This is a genomic window from Aliterella sp. E5.1 (assembly GCF_057473825.1).
The window spans coordinates 25,898-43,608 of record NZ_JBYCCV010000029.1 but is presented as its reverse complement, the minus strand read 5'-3'; the positions used below and the strand labels follow the sequence as shown (position 1 = coordinate 43,608).

Here is a 17,711-nt window from a genome sequence, read left to right as displayed (position 1 = left end):
ATGTAAGATCCTCGTTAAGAACTTTGAGCGCACCTTGACCAATGCCACCACGAAGCTCAATCTCTGCTTCGTCAGGTTAATGATTAAGCGACTTGCCGCCTTTTAGAGATGTCAAATGGGTTCTATAGATAAAATCTTCAATTAATAGTTTTGTTAAGCTCTTGGTGTTTAATTAAGGATACTTAGTTATGTAAAAAAAATTATGTGTGATTTACCTACATTAGATACAAGAACTATCTGGGCTATTCTAAATGATGAAATTGATGATGCTACCGTCAATAGGCTAGTTTGGCATTACTTAGGATACGAATACGATCGACAAACCGAAACTTGGAATAATAGCAATGTCATTTCTAATTGGTGCGACGAATATCCAGAACCGCCAGATTTTTTAGAAAGCCGTCCAGCTACAGTAAAACTAACTCGTTCTATACCTGCGGAAAACAAACAGCTACTAAAAGAAGAACTTGGCTTTAAAGGTTATAAAGTAGGCGAATTTACTCCTAGACATACTCGCCGTGCTACGGCGGCTAGTTGGCTATTGAGTTATTTAAAACTTAGTAAATAAGTTTATAAACTATTAATACATTCTGGAGTGTTATTTTTAGGACTGTTAACTTTGGTACTAACAGTATAACTTGTCATCAAATCAGCTTGATAGGGCTGCAAAAGCGGTTGTAAAAGTTCGGGTTGTTGAACTTCTGGATCTAGCCAAAGATCGTAGTCTTTCTCGTCAAGAATCACTGGCATTCGATCGTGAATAGGACGCAATAAATCGTTAGCTTCTGTAGTTAAGATAGTGCAAGAACCAAGGGTTTGTTCGTCAGGAGATTTCCAATGTTCCCACAAACCTGCAAAAGCAAAGGGTTGTCCATTTTGCAGCCGAAAATAGTAAGGTTGTTTTTTCCCCTCTTGACGTTGCCATTCATAGAAACCATCGGCAATTATTAAACACCGCCGTCGCTTAAAAGCTGCTTTGAATGATGGTTTTTCGCTGACTGTTTCGGCTCTGGCATTAATTAGTTTTGCTCCTATTGCAGGATCTTTTGCCCAAGAGGGAATTAAACCCCAACGTAACATCTGTAGTTGTCTTTCGCCTTGTTCAACCGCAGATATTATCGCTGGAATTAGCTGGGTAGGCGCGATATTGTAGCTTGGCTCTAGATGGGGGATTTGGCTTAAATTAAACGCCGATGCGATCACACTGGTTGGCTGGCTTAAAGTAAATCTTCCGCACATAAAACTTACAGTGACTACCTACTAAATATTAGTCCTGATCACAATGATCTTTCCTCTCCTATTTGGTATAAAGGTGCAGGTCGTTCGTGAATATGCGCTTCAATGGGCTTGACTTTGCTGATAAAAGTAACTAACTCCTTATAGCTAGGTGGTTGAGCATTGGGAATATACCCCGCTTGCTGGGCTATTTCGGGTGTAGCTTGATTCATAGCTTGCTGGAGCGAATTTTGCTGATTGCGCTCAATATTGGGACTAACTAAAACCGCTCCCGATGGAATTGCTTTACTAGCGTGTAAAATTTTCAACTCTACAGGCAGAAACTTAGAGCGATAGCGCTCAAATTCATGCTTAGACAAAGCTCCCGCAGCTACCTCACCTTTGGCAATTAATTCTAGGATAGTTTTAGGAGTTGACGCAATTTGAACGGCGGCGAGAGTAATACCGTACAGGTTATATAGCGGCAAATAATAGCCCGTCGCCGAGCCTGGTTGTCCTAAAGCAACAGTTTTCCCATTTAGATCGGTTAATGTTTTAATCTTGCTGTTTTTTAAAACGACCAAAACCGAGCGGCGGTTATTCACGCCCTGAAGCGGAAACAAAGGCAAATACTGGGATTGAGTAGCGATCGCCGCTAAACCAGGTGATGCAAATACTAAAGCCCAAGCCTGAGCCTGAATTTGCTGTACCGCCTTAACTTCGTTGTATACAGGTTCCAATTCGATGATTGTCTGAGTTTGACTTTGCAGATAATTAATAAAACTTTGGTATTGCTCAACAGAGCTTACCCCTTCCCCATATACAACTAAGCCAATAGTTAATTTTCCTAACAGTTTCTGGTTAGACTTAAATTGCTCACAACCAGCTAACAACAGAATAATTTGAGACAAAAACAAACGGCGTGAAGTCATACCTATCTAAATATGAAATGAAAGGAAACTTAACTTAAAAGCCTCTGCTTTTAATAAATACTTTCTAATTTTAGTGGCTGCACTACAGCTTTAAGCTATTTTTATTTCTCTACATAAACTTAAAAACTTATACTATTTGGGCGAGTATGCTTTCGTGCCATTTTTTCTTTTAATTGTTAAAATAACGTAGATTGTAGTATGGCAAAATATAATGCTCAGGTCTAATCAAAGTTTAGGTTGAGTAGCGATGCTTAAAAATTTTCAACTCAGCCAAAAATTCAACATACTGTTACTAACAGTATTTTTAGTAGTAGCGATTATTGGCGGCGTAGCTTTCTCAGCTATTTTAAGCCGAAATACGGAGCAGCACGTAAGCACCAACGCCACTTTACTCCTCAAAACGATGCTGTCTGTTAGGCAGTATACTCTCAACCAAGTCGCTCCAGAATTAGCACCGCGATTGGAAACAGAAACCGAATTTTTGCCGCAAACCGTTCCTGGATATTCGGCGCGGGAAGTCTTTGAAGACCTGCGTAAAGACCCAGAATACGCCAACTTTTTCTATAAAGAAGCCACCCTAAATCCCACTAACTTGCGTGATAAAGCTGATGGCTTTGAAACCGATTTAGTGAGAGGCTTTCAAACTAATCCTGCGCTCCAAGAGATGACAGGCTATCGTTCCACTCCGGCGGGAGAATTATTTTTTATTGCCAGACCAATTGCGATCGCCAAACAAAGCTGTCTGCGCTGTCATAGCACTCCCGAAGCGGCTCCGAAAAGCCTGCTAACAACTTACGGGAGCGCTAATGGTTTTGGCTGGAAATTAAATGAGATTGTCGGCGCTCAAATAATTTCTATTCCAGCAAGTCTTGTAGCCAATAGCACCCAACGAGATTTTTTCCTGTTGATGGGAATTATTGCGGCGACTTTTGCCTCGATCTTCCTATTAGTTAATCTTTTACTTAAATACACCGTAATCCATCCGCTCAATCAGATGGCAAAAGTGGCAAATGAGGTGAGCTTGGGCAATATGCAAGTAGAGTTTGAGCGGGTAACAAATGATGAAATTGGCAAGCTTGCGGCGGCATTTAACCGCCTTAAAACTAGCTTAGTAATGGCGATGAATATGCTAGAGCGAGAATAAAAGCAATCTTACCTATTTTCTGTTGAGAACTTGGCGAAATACTTGCTTAGACTGGGCGTTAGGCAAATGCTCCGCTAAGGCATCAATAAGTTGGTTGCGAGACATATTTGGTTGACGGGTTAAAGTTCTCTGCACCATCAAGGAGGCAATAGGTCCTATGCTTTTTGTAAGTTCTACTTCACAGCATTTAATAAAACTAGCATCGAGGGCTAAATTAGTTTGGTTGGCAGAGACGATAGGCATAGTAGTCTTAGATGCAGCCTCTAAAACATTGCTTGGTGGCTGGTCGGGCAAAGATTTGAGCAAAAGCTCGATTTGCTGTTGAAACTGCGAAGTTTCTTGCTCTGGAATATGAAACAACAATTGCTCCACAAAGTCTTGCAGCGTTGTTGACCGTTCTAGTGCTTGTTTAAGTACAAGTGAAGCAATTGGACCAATAGTACGAATCAAAAGCTGCTCTAATTGTTTTTTGCGATCACCAGATAAATTTTTAAAATTAGCTGAACTACTGGCACTGTAGTTATTTTGAGTTGAGATGGCGCTCTGCTTGCTCGTGTGGCGTTGTTGAGCAGTAGTTGATTTTGGCGCTAGATTGCGACCCTCAATTAGTGGTCTGATGGTTTCTAGGGCGACTGTAGCGTTTTCGTAGCGTTGGCGGTAGTCGTAACGAACCATGCGATCCAAAATTTTTGCTAATTCTGGGCTGACTTGGGCATCATTGCTAAACAAAGCACAACTAACTTCGCCATCTAAAGAGTTTTGCAAAAGGTCTTTAGGATTTTTGCCACTCAAGGCTTGGATGCAAACCATTCCTACTGCATAAATATCGCTGCTGAAGTGGGGTCTAAAAGCTTGTTGTTCGCTAGGCATATAGCCAGGCGAACCTATAGCGACAGTCATGCTTGTCTGTGCGTGGGCGTTAATTGTTTTGGTTGCTACTTCTTTGACGGCTCCAAAATCAATCAGCACAATTTTACGATCTTTTCTGCGTCTAATTAAGTTAGCGGGTTTGATATCGCGATGAATTACAGATTGGGTGTGGACAAATGCTAAAACTTGCAAAATACTCTGTAATAGAGCAATTGTCGCAGTTTCATCTAACTTCTTCCCCAAGGTGAGTTCTCGATCTAGGGGTTGACCTTCGATATATTCTTGCACTAAATAGAATTCATTTGCTTGCTGAAAATGAGCCAGCAATCGGGGAATCTGCTCGTGTCCGCTCAACTGATATAAAACTTGAGCTTCTCGCTCGAATAAGCGTTTTGATATTTTTAGGGTTTCTGGATCGCTAACTTTAGGCTGGAGTTGTTTGACTACACACAAAGGGCTGCCAGGCAGATGACAATCTCTGGCTAGAAATGTCTGACCAAATCCACCACAACTAAGATATTGGACGATTTGATAATGACCCGCTAGCATTACTTCCATCGCCTTGTTTCACTCTTTGAGTAATATACTTAATAATAAATCAGAGCCTGCCTTTACCGCTAGTTTAGCGTTTGTTAGGTGCATATTTTTAATGATTGAGTTATGCAAAAATTAATCAAAACATTGCTTTAGAATTGCAGACAGTGCTAATAAAACTAAACAATAAATAACTTCAAGACTAATTGCTATTTTTCCAGTGACGATATGCTAAGTTTGATTGCGAACTTTAATCAGGAGTGTGATCGCATTTGATAACTAGACTAAGTACAAATTTTTTTGATTGAAGTTATATGTTGCGTTTGTATAATTTTTTACCCTCCGGCAATTGTTATAAGATCCGGCTATTATTAACCCAGCTAGGTATTCCCTTTGAGAAGATAGAAGTAAATATTCTTGAAGGTGAAAGTAGAACTCCAGAATTTTTAACCAAAAATCCTAATGGTAGAGTACCGCTTTTAGAAATTGAATCTAGTCAATTTTTAGCTGAATCAAATGCCATTATTTATTATCTCAGCGAAGGAACTCAGTTTTTACCGCAAAATAGTTTTTTACGCGCTCAAGTATTGCAATGGTTGTTTTTTGAGCAGTACAGTCACGAACCTTTTATTGCTACTTCTAGATTTTGGATTTCTTGCTTAGGTAAAGCCGAAGAATACAAAGCAGCGCTGGAGCAAAAACGCGCACCTGGTTATGCTGCTCTTGGAGTGATGGAAAAGCATTTGCAGCAACATAGTTTTTTTGTGGGCGAACAGTATACTATCGCCGATATTAGCTTGTTTGCTTATACCCATGTTGCTCATGAAGGAAACTTTGATTTAGGTGGATTTCCGACTATTCAAGCTTGGATAAAACGAGTTGAAGCTCAACCGCTACATATTAGTATTAAACAGTAACAATAATAGTTTTACTTGTCTGTATTAATTACAACTAATTTGTGCCGAGACGATAAACTAGACTTAATCGTAATGCTAGACTTTGGCACAGCAAACTTTTTAGCTAGTAATTTAATCAATTTCTCATTTGCCTTGCCATCCACTGGCGGCGATTTTAAATTTATAGTTAGGCTGCCGTCGGCTTCTTCAGTAATCTTTTGCTGTGGGGAATTTGGTTTAACTTTAATACTTTTTTGCATTACCTTTTTTTCCAATTGCCACAACCACAACCAGCCCAAAATACAACCGATTGCATAATGCGGAAAGTCCCACCATGAGAAAGTAGAACCTAGTATTAATCTACCTACAAGGCTAGAACGCATCTGTTTTAATAAAGGTGGATGCCATAACTGTAAAAATTCCAGCGTACAAGTAATAATAAAAACCCATAAGGGAATTTGGTCAACTGCTTTGCGACCTCGTATAAACCAATAAGCAAATAAGCACCAGAAAATTTCATAAAATATTGCCGCACCGTTATTATTAAACCACTGCCGACCAACTCCACTATAAAACTTGAAAAAAAAGCCCATCCCGATAACGATGAGCAGTGAAACGATAATATTTATTTGCTTGTTTTGAGTAAATGTCATACAAAAAGCAATTGATTCCTAATTTGCCTTGTATAACATATCTTCAACAACTTTTAAGGTTCTGTGCGGCTACCAGCGCCAACTACACCGATTTTATGGCGATAAGATAGTTCTGCCCCAAACCAACCAGAAACACTCGTCAAAGTACCGACAATCGTTGAGATAACTAACCCCCAAGGTAATACTCCACCTACGGGATTACCCCAGCGCAAATATAAGTTAACGGCTGTCAAAACTAACAAAGTGACATTAATAATCATGTGCGCCCATCCGGCGGTACGCTTGCGGACTCGCTCAATTTGCAAAAAGTCGCTCATGCCAATGATAGCTGCAACTACTCCACCAGCCAAACCTGCAACAATTAGCCAAAAAGAAGCCCGCGCCCAAAATTCGTCGCGTACTAGCCAATAAACCGCATCCGTCACTAAAGCCCCTGCTAAAAAGGCGATGGGAAAAATTACGCTTAAGGGGTGTAAAGGATGACCAGCGATCGCAACGGTGCTAGGTACGCCCGTATCGCGGTATTCGCGATCGTCGCTTTCGATAATTGGTGGAATATTAGGAAATGGCGAGCTACTTGTCCGTTGTGTTTCCATGAGTTCTCCTAGGGGTTATATGCTGACATCTAGACTTTAAGCAGTGGGAATTTTCTCAACATGAGCCTCGGCTTGGATTGTCAATTTTCCCGCATCCACTTGTAAATTTTTAATTCGCAATGACATTCCTTCTAAATCGAAGCTGCTGAGATTTAAAATTGCACTGGTTTGGTCTACTAGAGCTTTTGTTAATTCTGGCGATAATTCCTCGCCTTCTCCATACTCTACATTTTCTAGAGCAACAGTCTGTCCATCTGAACTAACTACGGGTACCGCAGAAAACGCTACTTGCTGAGTTTGATTGTCAGGTAAGGATACTAAAGCATTTAGAGCTACGTGGCGATCGCCAGGAAGACGAAAATCGACTTGCTGGGCGCTGATTGTCGTTGGTTGTCCGTTGACGTTTACTTGCAAGTTTTGCAACTGGTTGCGCACGTAGTCAGAATTGAAAGCGCGGTTGATGTCTGACTCGGTAAGCACGGCGCGGACACTAGCATCTGTCGGTTTGGTCAGTTCAATTTTGCCAAAAGCAACGCTAAGGGGGTTAATTGCTACACCTGTCATGTGCATATCTAACTGAGTTACACGCAAATCTTTTTGCATTACCAGTCCGTCACCAGCAATTTTTACATCATCTACTTGCCCTTGCACCAGCTTTAGCGGATCGGTTTTTATATTTACATCTAAGTTTTCTACTTCATCTAGCTGGCTAGATACACCAATTTCTACAGCTTTATCTAATGCCTGCTCTCCTAGTCCGGGCTTGTCTTGCATTACTGGTTGTTATTTTTTGTTTGAGGTTACTGAGTAAATCTAACGATTTGCTCAGTTGTCTTGTATCTGTCTTGTGGTGGAGGAAGCGATTTTTTAATTGTTTATTATTAGTAGGGTAGGAAAGTACTACAAAAATAGCAATGTTTCCTAAAATTAGTCAAATGGGGCATTATCTTTTTACTAAAGTTCTAAATTATTTCAACTTATATAGGTAGCGATCCGTCAAAAGAAAGATGGAATCACTAAGGCAATTATGACAACCTAAAAAGTGTAGCCGACTCAAAGAGATCGAGAGGATATTTTAAAATGACAGTTACTTTAGATAATGCCAAGCGCACCGCATTAGGTAGCAAATTAGCTGATATCAAAGCAATACAAAACTTGCTAATTGCTAACGAGCAAAAATTCCTAAGCGAAATCAAAGACCAAGATATTAGTGATCGCATTCAAGATATGCTCAATGACGACCAAAAAAACTTGGGAGTCTTGGATACAATTATTGTCCAGTACGGCGTTCAAGCTGAACCTAAAGAAACCATTACTCAAATGGTAAGCAAGCTTGACGAACTTATGGGCGGTTCGGAGCTAACAATTTACGAAAAAGTGTTCCAACACGAATTGCTCAAGCACCAGCAAGTAATGAGCGGCTTAACCGTACACAAAGCGGCTCAAAAAATTGGCGCAGATGTCATGGCGGCGATCGCACCTTTGAATACTATCAACTTTGAAAACCGCGCTCACCAAGAGCAACTAAAAGGTGTTTTAGAAGTCTTGGGCGTACGCGAGCTAACAGGTGAAGAAGCCGATCAAGGTATTTGGAGCCGCGTGCAAGATGCGATGGCTGCGGTAAGTGGCGTAGTTGGTAGTGTAGTTACTCACACCACCGACAAAGATGACATGAACATCCAAGATATAATTCGGATGGATCATGCTAAAGTCAATACTCTCTTTACCCAAGTTGCAGCTACCGACGACCCTCAAAAGTTGCAAGAGTATTTTGGTCAAATCTATAAAGATTTACTTGCTCATGCTGAGGCTGAGGAGCAAGTTGTATATCCTGCGGTACGTCCTTTCTACGGCGAACACGACACCACAGAATTGTACGACGAGCAAGCTGAGATGAAGAAAATGTTGGATGAAATCAAAGCCAGCGACCCCGCCGCCGTTGACGAATTCAAGTCTAAAATTAGAAGTCTAATGGACGCAGTTGGCGATCATATTCGTCAAGAAGAAAGCACCATGTTTGCGGCTATCCGTGATAATATGAGCAGCGACCAAAGCGAGCAACTAGCTACTCAATTTAAGAGTGCTAAGAGCGAAGTTCAACAAAAAATGTAGTCCGATTGCAGTACCATCTCTCAGAATTCTTAAATAATTAATTTACGTAAAAAATCTCACCAAAAATCCAGATGGTGGGATTTTTTACTATACGATCGCCTTAAGCTTTGCTTTTATAGCTGTTAAGTTGGATGGAGCAAAACAGAGTGAATATTATAGATGTAATAAAGCAAGAATATCAGACTATTCAAGAGTTATTTATAAAAATAGAAAATACTCAGCAAACAGAAAAACTGTATGAATTTTTCAATCAGATTTCCCAAACAATAATTACTCATTACCAAGCAGAGGAATTAGTTTTGTATTCGCTGTTAAGTGAATACAAAGATAGCGAATCATTAGTTGACATAGCTAAACAAGAACATCAACAAGCAATATTACTATTAGAAGAAATTGAATCTTTTAGCCCTACCTCCTCAGAATTTAAAAGAAGATTGCAGAAATTAAAAAAAATAGTTCAAAATCATGTGCAGCAACAAGGGCATACTCTTCTTGACCAAGCGCAAAGTTTAATTAGTTACCAAGAGCAAGAGCAGTTAGGAAAAGAATTTATATCTGTCAAAAGTAGATTACAAGCAGCTATATAAAGAAAATTTATTATTAGTAAGTAGTATGGCTAGAAGAACATTTGCGATCGCACAATCGGAAATAAGATTTATGCGATCGCATAAATCTTTAACCGTTAACTACCGTACCACCATTAGGATGTAGAACTTGACCGCTCATATAAGACGAGTCATCCGAAGCTAAAAAGACAAAGCTAGGAGCAACTTCCTCTGGCTGTCCTGCTCTTTCCATTGGTACTTCTTTGCCAAAACTTGCAACTTTTCCTGGAGGAAAAGTTGCTGGAATTAAAGGTGTCCAAATCGGACCTGGAGCTACTGCATTAACTCTAATTTTTTTGCTGATTAAGCTTTGGGATAAACTGCGAGTAAAAGCAACGATCGCACCCTTGGTAGAAGCATAATCAATTAATTGCTCGTTACCCTTGTAGGCGGTTACAGAAGTTGTATTAACGATCGCACTTCCTTCTTGAAGATGCTTCAATGCGGCTTTACTCAAGTAAAACATTGAAAAAATATTCGTGCGAAAAGTCCGCTCTAATTGTTCGGCGCTAATACCTTCAATACTTTCTTGGGGGTGCTGTTCGGCGGCGTTGTTAACTAAAATATCTAGCTTGCCAAATTCCTCGACAGTTTGCTGAACCAATTGCTGACAAAAGTCTTCATTACCAATATCTCCAGCAATCGTTACAGCGCGGCGATTTTGGGCTTCTACTAGCTGCTTGGTTTCTTTTGCGTCATCGTGTTCGTTCAAGTAAGCAATGGCTATGTCCGCACCTTCTTTGGCAAATGCGATCGCGACAGCACGACCAATACCGCTATCTGCGCCAGTAATTAGGGCAACTTTTCCCGCTAATTTACCACTTCCTCGATACTGCGAATCGTCTGATTGTGGTTTGGGTGTCATTTCTGACTCTATCCCCGGTTGTTGGTTTTGAGACTGGGGTGGTTGTAGTTCTTCGGGCATTATAGTTATCTCCTGATTAGTTTAAAAAACTTCCAACAATAAATCCCTGGATCGATATTTCGAGCCAAGGTTTTGTGCCAAGGCAAAAAGGCTTTTGGTACGTTGGCTTATTGTTTACTAGCCGCATTCATGAGGTTTAGCCGCACACAATGGCATTCTTATGTATCACCAGAAATTTAACAACTACCGTGGAGTTATTTATCATGCTAAAGATGGAACATATTTTTGCTTTGATAATTCTTAAGGCAGACAATTCTTATAAAAAAATGTATTTCAAATAACATTAAAACTTAGCAAATAATTAGAGAAGATTTATCATAAGTTTCAAATAGATTATATTTTTAAAGCTATTTATTGGCTTAAACCCTACTCCAAGACTCTTGAATAAAACTGATAGCTATTTGAATTAACGGCCATCCCAGCAAACAAATTATTGATGCCCAAATAGTATTAATATCTAGCCCTTGACGGACAGCAACAATTACTGCGAGTAAGCTCCAAACAGATAGTACTAACTCAATTGGTTCTCCTAGCAAAGGAATCAGCGTCAAAAAATTTAATACTTGAGGAGCATAAGCAAAACCAATAGGAATCAAAAGCTCTTTATAACTAGGTGTATTACCTATTAACCATTTGCCGATTCGTTCAATAGTTAAAGTCCACAAATAATATCCAATTACAATACTTAAAGCATCAATCAAGAGTGCTAAAGGTAAAATAGGAATAGCTGTCCAACTAATAACAAAAACTACAGCGCTACCTATAGCGTGGGAAATTGCTGCTAAAATTACAATTGTTTGAGCTACGCGATTGGTTATAGAATCATTGGGAGCATTTTCATAAAAATTAGCGTCTAGCGATAAAGCACTAGCTAAAGTTTTCCATAATCCCTTTCTTGTTTCTTTATTCCTCACTATTTGTGCCTAATATTAATAGATAAATGCAAGAGATTATTTACTTTATCAACTACAATTAAATGTTGCAACTACTAACTAAAATCATTCTTTGGTTGCGGAGTGGAAGTTTAAAACTATTAACTATAGCCGTAGTAATTTTATTAGTTTGGGGAACGCTATCGCCTGTAGGAACATTAATTTGGTGGGCAGATGAAGGCGTACAACTGCTTGGCTTGAAAAGCAATCCAAAAATTGAGTTTTCTCGTCCTGATACCTTAACTTATAAATCTTCTCAGTTAAATTGTTATATTGTCTTTCTACCAGGAGTAGGAGATTTTTCTGCCAATCAACTAACATCAGGCGAGGAAGTGTTTTTAAATAGTTTAGTTGCAGATCATCCTAATTGCATTGCTGTAAGCGATGTTTTTCCCTACTCAGCAACCAATGAAAGCTTAGGAGGAAAGCGCGTACTTGCTCCTTTATGGAAGTTTGCCGATCGCGCCCAAGGATGGCTTGCCGTCTCAAACGTAGTAATTAAAATTCGTAATTTATGGCGATTTGCAATTTCTGCCGATCCCCGTTACGGTCCAATTTACAATCAAGGAATTGCCACGGCGATCATCGAGCGCATGAATGCCCAGCAGCCCATACCAGAAAAACCGCAAATTATTCTGCTAGGGACAAGTGGCGGCGTGCAAGTTGCTCTAGGTGCGGTAGATTATCTCAAACGCGCTTTAGAGGCAAAAACTACCATAATTTCTCTGGGCGGCGTATTTGCAGGAACAAACGGTTTTACAGTTAGCGATCGCATTTATCATCTCCACGGTCAATTTGATTGGGTAGAAAATATTGGCGCAATTGTGTTTCCTTCTAGGTGGCGCTGGAGTATAGGTTCGCCTTTTAATCAAGCACGAGCGCAAAATCGTTATGTAGTGGCGAGTAGCGGTCCTCATGCCCATGACGGTGCGCAAGGCTATTTTGGCGAGAATTTGGCAAATAACGGCGTTACCTACGTAGATTTAACATTGCAACAGATAAATAAATTGCCGATTTGGTCAGCAAATAAGTAAAAAACTATTGCTGATGCTCTCTAGCCTTTGGAAGACGTAACACGCGATCGCTTAATGCTATCAAACACTAAAGAGACAAACGTAGGAACATAGCATGAGCCAAATTTCAGGAAAAAGCATTATTATTACTGGCGCAAGTAGTGGAATTGGAGAAGCCGCCGCCAAAATGTTAGCCGAGCAAGGCGCTAAACTAATGCTTGCCGCCCGTCGCGAAGATAAGCTAGATAAGTTAGTAGCAGAAATTGAAGCTGCCGGAGGAACTGCGGCTTATCAGGTGGTAGATGTAACCAAACAAAGCCAAGTTCAAGCTTTGGCTGACGAAACACTAAAGCAGTATGACAAAATCGATGTGATGATTAATAATGCTGGGATTATGCCCCTGTCGCGGCTCGACCAACTTTTAGTTGAGGAATGGGAGCGCACTATAGACATTAATATTAAAGGCGTACTCTACGGCATTGCTGCGGTGCTACCAGCGATGCAAAAAGCCCAAAGCGGTCACATCATCAATATATCCTCCGTTGCAGGTCACGTTGTATTCCCCAATGCTGCCGTTTATTGCGGGACTAAATACGCAGTCCGAGCAATTTCTGAAGGCTTACGCAAAGAAATAGGCAAAGATATCCGGTGTACGATTATTTCTCCTGGAGCCGTTGCGACAGAATTGACCAATCATATTAGCGACGAGGAAGCATCTAAAGGCGCTAACCAGCTTTATGAAATAGCCATTGGAGCCGATGCCGTGGCTAGAGCGATCGCCTACGCTATCGAGCAACCAAAGGAAGTAGATATTAATGAAATTCTCTTACGTCCAACGGCTCAAGAATTATAAGTGCAGCAGTTAAAACTTTAAATATGGCAGGCTAGGCAAAATAGTATTTTACCTAGCTTGTCAGTTTGTTTTTAGTAAAGTTGCACCAACGCGCGATCGCACTGGCTTATTTTTTGGGCTTTGAGATAAACTTTTCGGAAACGATCCAATCATTAGCGCAATTATGTAATCCTAAATAGTCTGGACTCTTATTTAAAGTAAAGGCGAAATCAATGGACGATAAACTGATGCTAATGATTCCTGGTCCTACTCCCGTACCAGAATCAGCACTACTGGCTTTAGCAAAACACCCAATTGGTCATCGCACCAGTGAATTTAGTAACGTGCTGGGCGAAGTAACCCAAAATCTCAAATGGCTGCACCAAACCCAAAACGATGTACTAATGCTCACAACTAGCGGTACAGGCGCAGTCGAAGCTGGAATGATTAACTTTTTGAGTCCAGGCGATCGCATTATAGTCGGCTGCAATGGCAAGTTTGGCGAACGTTGGGCGGAAGTAGGCGAAGCTTACGGTCTAAATGTCGAACAAATTACTGCCGAATGGGGTCAACCTTTAGACCCCCAACAGTTTGCCGACAAGCTTACCGCCGATACCGATAAGCAAATTAAAGCTGTTGTCGTTACCCATAGCGAAACTTCTACAGGCGTATTGAATGACTTAGAAACCATCAACCGCCACGTTAAAAATCATGGCGCGTTGATGATGGTGGACGCTGTAACTAGCTTGGGAGCGGTCAATTTGCCGATGGATGATTGGGGTTTAGATGTAGTGGCTTCCGGTTCGCAAAAAGGCTACATGATTCCGCCGGGTTTGGGTTTTGTGGCAGTTAGTCCTAAAGCTTGGGAAGCTTATAAAACGGCAAAGTTACCCCGCTATTATTTAGACCTAGGTAAGTACCGCAAATCTACAGCTAAAAACACTACTCCCTTTACGCCGCCAGTCAATTTAATTATGGCGCTGCATACTACTTTGGGCATGATGAAAGCTGAAGGCTTAGAAGGTATTTTTAGTCGCCACCAAAGATTAATGAAGGCTACCCGCGCCGCCATTAGGGGTTTAAATATGCCGTTATTTGGCGCGGATGAATTTGCAAGTCCCGCCATTACCGCCGTTGCACCCCAGGGAGTAGAAGCAGACAAAATTCGTTCAATTTTGAAGAAGCGGTTCGATATTGCCGTAGCTGGGGGACAAGATCATTTATCAAATAAAATATTTCGGATCGGACACTTGGGTTTTGTGAGCGATCGCGATATTTTGAGTGCAATTTCCTCTCTTGAAGTTGCTTTGCGCGAACTTGGTTATGAAGGTTTTACGCCAGGTGGGGGTATAGCCGCCGCCGCTAGAGTTTTTGCTGAGTAAGACATTTAGTTATTAAAAAAGCGAGTTGAATAATTCAACCCGCTTTTTAGTTTTTGTAGAGATTTTTTCGATTTTCGCTTAGTGAGTATCATTATTAAGCACCATCGATTTTGCATTTATCTTTACTCCAAGAATTAGCCTAATTTATGCTGTCTCTAACCAGTCATAAATTCTATCCAATTGTTCTAGGGTAACTAATCCGTATTGCCAAAGAATCATTGGTAAAGGACCTGGGTCTTGCTCCCGATGCCTTAAAGCCACAGCGATTGCTGCGGTGGAAATTGCTAGATCCTCCTGCAAAAAATTGATAAACCTAATGTATGTTGAGGGAGCCATTAACTTGTCACCTCCTGATGCTTGTTAACTTCTATTTTTTTTAATTGACGGCTACTTTTTAGTCTTGAGCCAGAAAACTGACTATTTATGGCGATCACAGTGCTGATTAGCACTTTATGTCTACAATTTTTTACTTACTGTATCAATTCGATCGTGACAGTAAGGTATGGAATAAGATTGTAGCCCACCTTTGCTTAAATTCAAGCAAAAGTGATTAGATTTCTTTATACAGTAAAAATCCAATATTCCTTATCTATAGCAAGGAGTATTTTAGATTATGCTTTACAGCTTTACTATTGGCTAATTTAATTAAAATCTAACTAGCTACAACGGCTAAGAGTGTTTTCTGCTCTTGGTTTGAGCTAATAACAATAGATTTCTAGTAATAGATAATTAATTAATAGTGGATAAAAATAAATATACTTCGCTACTTCTTGGCTGGCAAAAACTTAATGTTTAGTGGTGCGCCTACTTTTAAGCCCAGTTCTTTAGCTCGTCCGCCCCGAACTTCAATAACGCGATCGATTAGTGTTCCAGGTCCATAAGTAGGACAAGGAGTGGTATTACAGGGAGGTACGGCGGCGGCGATCGCTTTTACTTTGCCATCTTTGATAAAAATCATATCTAGCGGAATGGCAACGTCTTTCATCCAAAATCTTACGCTTTGAGGCGGATTAAATTCAAATAGCATCCCGCGATCGTCGGCTAAAGATTTTCTGTACATCAATCCTGTAGCTTGCTGTTCGGCAGTTCTAGCAACTTCCAACTCTAAAAGGCGATCGCCAATAACGACTTGCGCTGAAATAGGTAAGCTTTGTCCTAGTGTTGTTTCTGGCGTAGCCGTAGATGTAGCATCACAGCCCATTAACGTCACACTTAGCATGATTCCGATTACAGCTAACAAACGACTCACCTATTTTCTCCCAAAATACATAACACGCAATTTAATAAGCTTCTCGTAAAACGTAGCCTACACCACGAACTGTCTGAATCAAGCGTTTTTGACCTTCATCTTCTATTTTTAAGCGCAGGTAACGAATATACACTTCAATCACATTTGATTCGCCCATAAAATCGTAACCCCAAACATTTTCTAAGATTTGTTCGCGGGTCAACACTTCACGAGGATGCTCCATCAAATACTTTAGCAGTTCAAATTCCTTCATGGTTAGATCGATTGCTCGTCCGTGACGAATAGCGCGGCGAGTCGCCAAATCGATTGCCAAATCTCCAAACCGCAATTGTTCTGTAGCGGCGGGTTCTTGCAAGTATAGGCGCACTAACTTCAAAAATTCTTCCGAGCGGTAAGGCTTAAGAAAGTAATCATCCGCGCCTGATTCTAGACAAGCCACGCGATCGTCAACAGTATCTCTTGCCATCAAAACTAGCATTGGCTCTTTGGAGCCTGTTTTTCGCAAGAAGTCGCACAAATTTAGACCTGATGCCCCCGCCAGCATTCGATCGACCACAATCAAAGCTGGATGGCGATCCCGTGCTTCGTGAATTCCCCTATCTACATCATTTACTACTACTGGTTCATAGCCCGATGCTTGTAAGTCAAGACTTACTTGGGAGGCTAAAATTTCGTCTGTCTCAATTACCAACACACAGGTATTGCGTTCAACAGTTGTAATCATAATTTTATTGGGGTAAGGTTAACCGACCGCCAAATCTCATTAATTGTGGTTTTAATCTAACTCGAACAATAATTTAAACTTAGTTTATTTCAAATCGTTTGAGCATTAATACCTATTATACTCCTAAAATTAAGGAAGTTCCACCGAGGTAGGTTTAGCGATGTGAGCTAGACCCCAGCCTAGTTTTTCGCGTAAGATGCGGAAAAATTCTGGCGATTGCAAGCGAATAAATTTTGCCAAATAGGGCGACTTTTCTATATATACGCGATCGTCTGGAAATACATAGCATCCAGCATTACCATCTACTACCATTACCAAGCGAGTTGGGTTGGCAGAAAAAACTGTTACAGGCTCTGTATCCGCAAATACCAAAGCTCTAGAAGCCAAAGAATGGGGGCAAATTGGTACTAATTGCAATACTGGCACTCCCGGCGTTACGACTGGACCTCCAGCACTTAAAGAATAAGCAGTAGAACCCGTCGGTGTAGAGACAATTATCCCATCGGCAGCAATATCTACAGGAGCATGATGCCCGATCGCAATTTCAAAATGGCACATACTGGTCAATGGTTCTCGATGCAACACCATTTCATTGAGACATAGGGCTTCCCACGCCACAGCATTTTGGCGAAATACTCGCACCGTCAGCATTACCCGTTCTTCAACTTCGTATTCCCCCTCCATGACGCTATCTAAGGCTTCCGGCAGCGTATTAACGTAGGTTTCGGTCAAAAAACCCATGTGACCGCTATTTACCGCAAGTAAGGGGATACCAACCGGGGCAACTTGGCGAAATGCCGAAAGCACAGTTCCATCTCCCCCCAAAACCACAGCAAAGCTCATAGCTGAATCGAAACCCGTTGGAGTTAAGCATTCTATCGGCGTATGGCATACTGGGCTTTCGGGCGTGGCATAGCCCAAAATACCACCAACACCAGTAGTCATACAAACCTCGCAACCAATGGCTATCAACTTATGTTGTAATTCGTGAGCGACACGACGGGCTACGGGCTTTTCGTCATTGTATATGATGCCTATTTTCGGCACTTGCACACATCCAAATTAAAGCTAGGCTTGACGTTAGTTCGATATTTGCA

Annotated in this window: 20 protein-coding genes and 2 pseudogenes; 9 read left to right on the top strand and 13 right to left on the bottom strand. The window is 40.9% G+C overall.

Annotated features, from left to right (window positions below; translation table 11 throughout):
• A pseudogene (locus tag AC2VE5_RS12220) lies at positions 1–106 on the top strand (transposase); the annotation flags it as partial.
• A 96-nt stretch (positions 107–202) separates the two neighbouring features.
• A complete protein-coding gene (locus AC2VE5_RS12215; protein WP_486888018.1) occupies positions 203–568 on the top strand; it encodes a DUF1823 family protein in 366 nt (121 codons plus the stop codon).
• A gap of 2 nt (positions 569–570) precedes the next feature.
• Here AC2VE5_RS12215 and AC2VE5_RS12210 read toward each other — a convergent pair whose 3' ends face one another.
• Positions 571–1,239: an SOS response-associated peptidase gene (locus AC2VE5_RS12210; protein WP_486888017.1), complete on the bottom strand. Its 669-nt coding sequence runs from the start codon at positions 1,237–1,239 to the stop codon at positions 571–573.
• A gap of 38 nt (positions 1,240–1,277) precedes the next feature.
• The gene (locus AC2VE5_RS12205; protein WP_486888016.1) at positions 1,278–2,147 is read right to left on the bottom strand and encodes a phosphate/phosphite/phosphonate ABC transporter substrate-binding protein; all 870 of its coding nucleotides are present in this window, start codon (positions 2,145–2,147) and stop codon (positions 1,278–1,280) included.
• Positions 2,148–2,394: 247 nt separating this feature from the next.
• Here AC2VE5_RS12205 and AC2VE5_RS12200 point away from each other — a divergent pair, with 247 nt between their 5' ends.
• A complete protein-coding gene (locus AC2VE5_RS12200) occupies positions 2,395–3,291 on the top strand; it encodes a c-type heme family protein (RefSeq protein ID WP_486888015.1) in 897 nt (298 codons plus the stop codon).
• A 12-nt stretch (positions 3,292–3,303) separates the two neighbouring features.
• On the opposite strand, the gene AC2VE5_RS12195 is transcribed toward AC2VE5_RS12200, so the two are convergent.
• Entirely contained in the window at positions 3,304–4,719 is a 1,416-nt protein-coding gene (locus AC2VE5_RS12195; RefSeq protein WP_486888014.1) for a protein kinase domain-containing protein, read from the bottom strand.
• A 290-nt stretch (positions 4,720–5,009) separates the two neighbouring features.
• On the opposite strand from AC2VE5_RS12195, the gene AC2VE5_RS12190 reads away from it, so the two are divergent.
• Positions 5,010–5,612 carry a glutathione S-transferase family protein gene (locus AC2VE5_RS12190; protein WP_486888013.1) on the top strand — a complete coding sequence of 201 codons (603 nt, stop codon included), beginning with the start codon at positions 5,010–5,012 and terminating at the stop codon, positions 5,610–5,612.
• Between the two features lie 11 nt (positions 5,613–5,623).
• On the opposite strand, the gene AC2VE5_RS12185 is transcribed toward AC2VE5_RS12190, so the two are convergent.
• The 4 genes and pseudogenes from AC2VE5_RS12185 to AC2VE5_RS12170 form a co-directional block, all read right to left on the bottom strand.
• Complete coding sequence (locus tag AC2VE5_RS12185) at positions 5,624–5,851, bottom strand: DUF167 domain-containing protein (protein ID WP_486888019.1); 228 nt, start codon at positions 5,849–5,851, stop codon at positions 5,624–5,626.
• Between the two features lie 3 nt (positions 5,852–5,854).
• Positions 5,855–6,244: pseudogene (locus AC2VE5_RS12180) on the bottom strand (ribosomal maturation YjgA family protein); the annotation flags it as partial.
• A 53-nt stretch (positions 6,245–6,297) separates the two neighbouring features.
• A complete protein-coding gene (locus AC2VE5_RS12175; RefSeq protein WP_486888012.1) occupies positions 6,298–6,840 on the bottom strand; it encodes a DUF2231 domain-containing protein in 543 nt (180 codons plus the stop codon).
• Between the two features lie 36 nt (positions 6,841–6,876).
• Positions 6,877–7,614, bottom strand: a complete 738-nt coding sequence (locus AC2VE5_RS12170; RefSeq protein WP_486888011.1) for an LmeA family phospholipid-binding protein — start codon at positions 7,612–7,614, stop codon at positions 6,877–6,879.
• A 306-nt stretch (positions 7,615–7,920) separates the two neighbouring features.
• Here AC2VE5_RS12170 and AC2VE5_RS12165 point away from each other — a divergent pair, with 306 nt between their 5' ends.
• Positions 7,921–8,952: a hemerythrin domain-containing protein gene (locus tag AC2VE5_RS12165; protein ID WP_486888010.1), complete on the top strand. Its 1,032-nt coding sequence runs from the start codon at positions 7,921–7,923 to the stop codon at positions 8,950–8,952.
• Positions 8,953–9,098: 146 nt separating this feature from the next.
• Positions 9,099–9,539, top strand: coding sequence for a hemerythrin domain-containing protein (locus tag AC2VE5_RS12160; RefSeq protein ID WP_486888009.1), 441 nt, complete (start codon positions 9,099–9,101; stop codon positions 9,537–9,539).
• An 88-nt stretch (positions 9,540–9,627) separates the two neighbouring features.
• Here AC2VE5_RS12160 and AC2VE5_RS12155 read toward each other — a convergent pair whose 3' ends face one another.
• Both AC2VE5_RS12155 and AC2VE5_RS12150 read right to left on the bottom strand, forming a co-directional pair.
• The gene (locus tag AC2VE5_RS12155; protein WP_486888008.1) at positions 9,628–10,482 is read right to left on the bottom strand and encodes an SDR family oxidoreductase; all 855 of its coding nucleotides are present in this window, start codon (positions 10,480–10,482) and stop codon (positions 9,628–9,630) included.
• Between the two features lie 359 nt (positions 10,483–10,841).
• Positions 10,842–11,396 carry a hypothetical protein gene (locus AC2VE5_RS12150; RefSeq protein ID WP_486888007.1) on the bottom strand — a complete coding sequence of 185 codons (555 nt, stop codon included), beginning with the start codon at positions 11,394–11,396 and terminating at the stop codon, positions 10,842–10,844.
• A gap of 62 nt (positions 11,397–11,458) precedes the next feature.
• Here AC2VE5_RS12150 and AC2VE5_RS12145 point away from each other — a divergent pair, with 62 nt between their 5' ends.
• From AC2VE5_RS12145 to AC2VE5_RS12135, 3 genes are all read left to right on the top strand, one after another.
• Positions 11,459–12,448, top strand: coding sequence for a hypothetical protein (locus AC2VE5_RS12145; protein WP_486888006.1), 990 nt, complete (start codon positions 11,459–11,461; stop codon positions 12,446–12,448).
• A 94-nt stretch (positions 12,449–12,542) separates the two neighbouring features.
• Entirely contained in the window at positions 12,543–13,280 is a 738-nt protein-coding gene (locus AC2VE5_RS12140; protein ID WP_486888005.1) for an SDR family oxidoreductase, read from the top strand.
• Between the two features lie 212 nt (positions 13,281–13,492).
• Positions 13,493–14,641 carry a pyridoxal-phosphate-dependent aminotransferase family protein gene (locus tag AC2VE5_RS12135; RefSeq protein WP_486888004.1) on the top strand — a complete coding sequence of 383 codons (1,149 nt, stop codon included), beginning with the start codon at positions 13,493–13,495 and terminating at the stop codon, positions 14,639–14,641.
• Between the two features lie 144 nt (positions 14,642–14,785).
• Here AC2VE5_RS12135 and AC2VE5_RS12130 read toward each other — a convergent pair whose 3' ends face one another.
• From AC2VE5_RS12130 to AC2VE5_RS12115, 4 genes are all read right to left on the bottom strand, one after another.
• Positions 14,786–14,977 (bottom strand): DUF2949 domain-containing protein, encoded by a 192-nt coding sequence (locus AC2VE5_RS12130; protein ID WP_486888003.1) that lies wholly within the window; start codon positions 14,975–14,977, stop codon positions 14,786–14,788.
• Positions 14,978–15,404: 427 nt separating this feature from the next.
• Complete coding sequence (locus AC2VE5_RS12125) at positions 15,405–15,890, bottom strand: DUF192 domain-containing protein (RefSeq protein ID WP_486888002.1); 486 nt, start codon at positions 15,888–15,890, stop codon at positions 15,405–15,407.
• Between the two features lie 31 nt (positions 15,891–15,921).
• The gene (nblR, locus tag AC2VE5_RS12120) at positions 15,922–16,614 is read right to left on the bottom strand and encodes a response regulator transcription factor NblR (RefSeq protein WP_486888001.1); all 693 of its coding nucleotides are present in this window, start codon (positions 16,612–16,614) and stop codon (positions 15,922–15,924) included.
• 129 nt (positions 16,615–16,743) lie between these two features.
• Positions 16,744–17,661 (bottom strand): NAD(+) kinase, encoded by a 918-nt coding sequence (locus tag AC2VE5_RS12115; protein WP_486888000.1) that lies wholly within the window; start codon positions 17,659–17,661, stop codon positions 16,744–16,746.
• Positions 17,662–17,711: the final 50 nt, after the last annotated feature.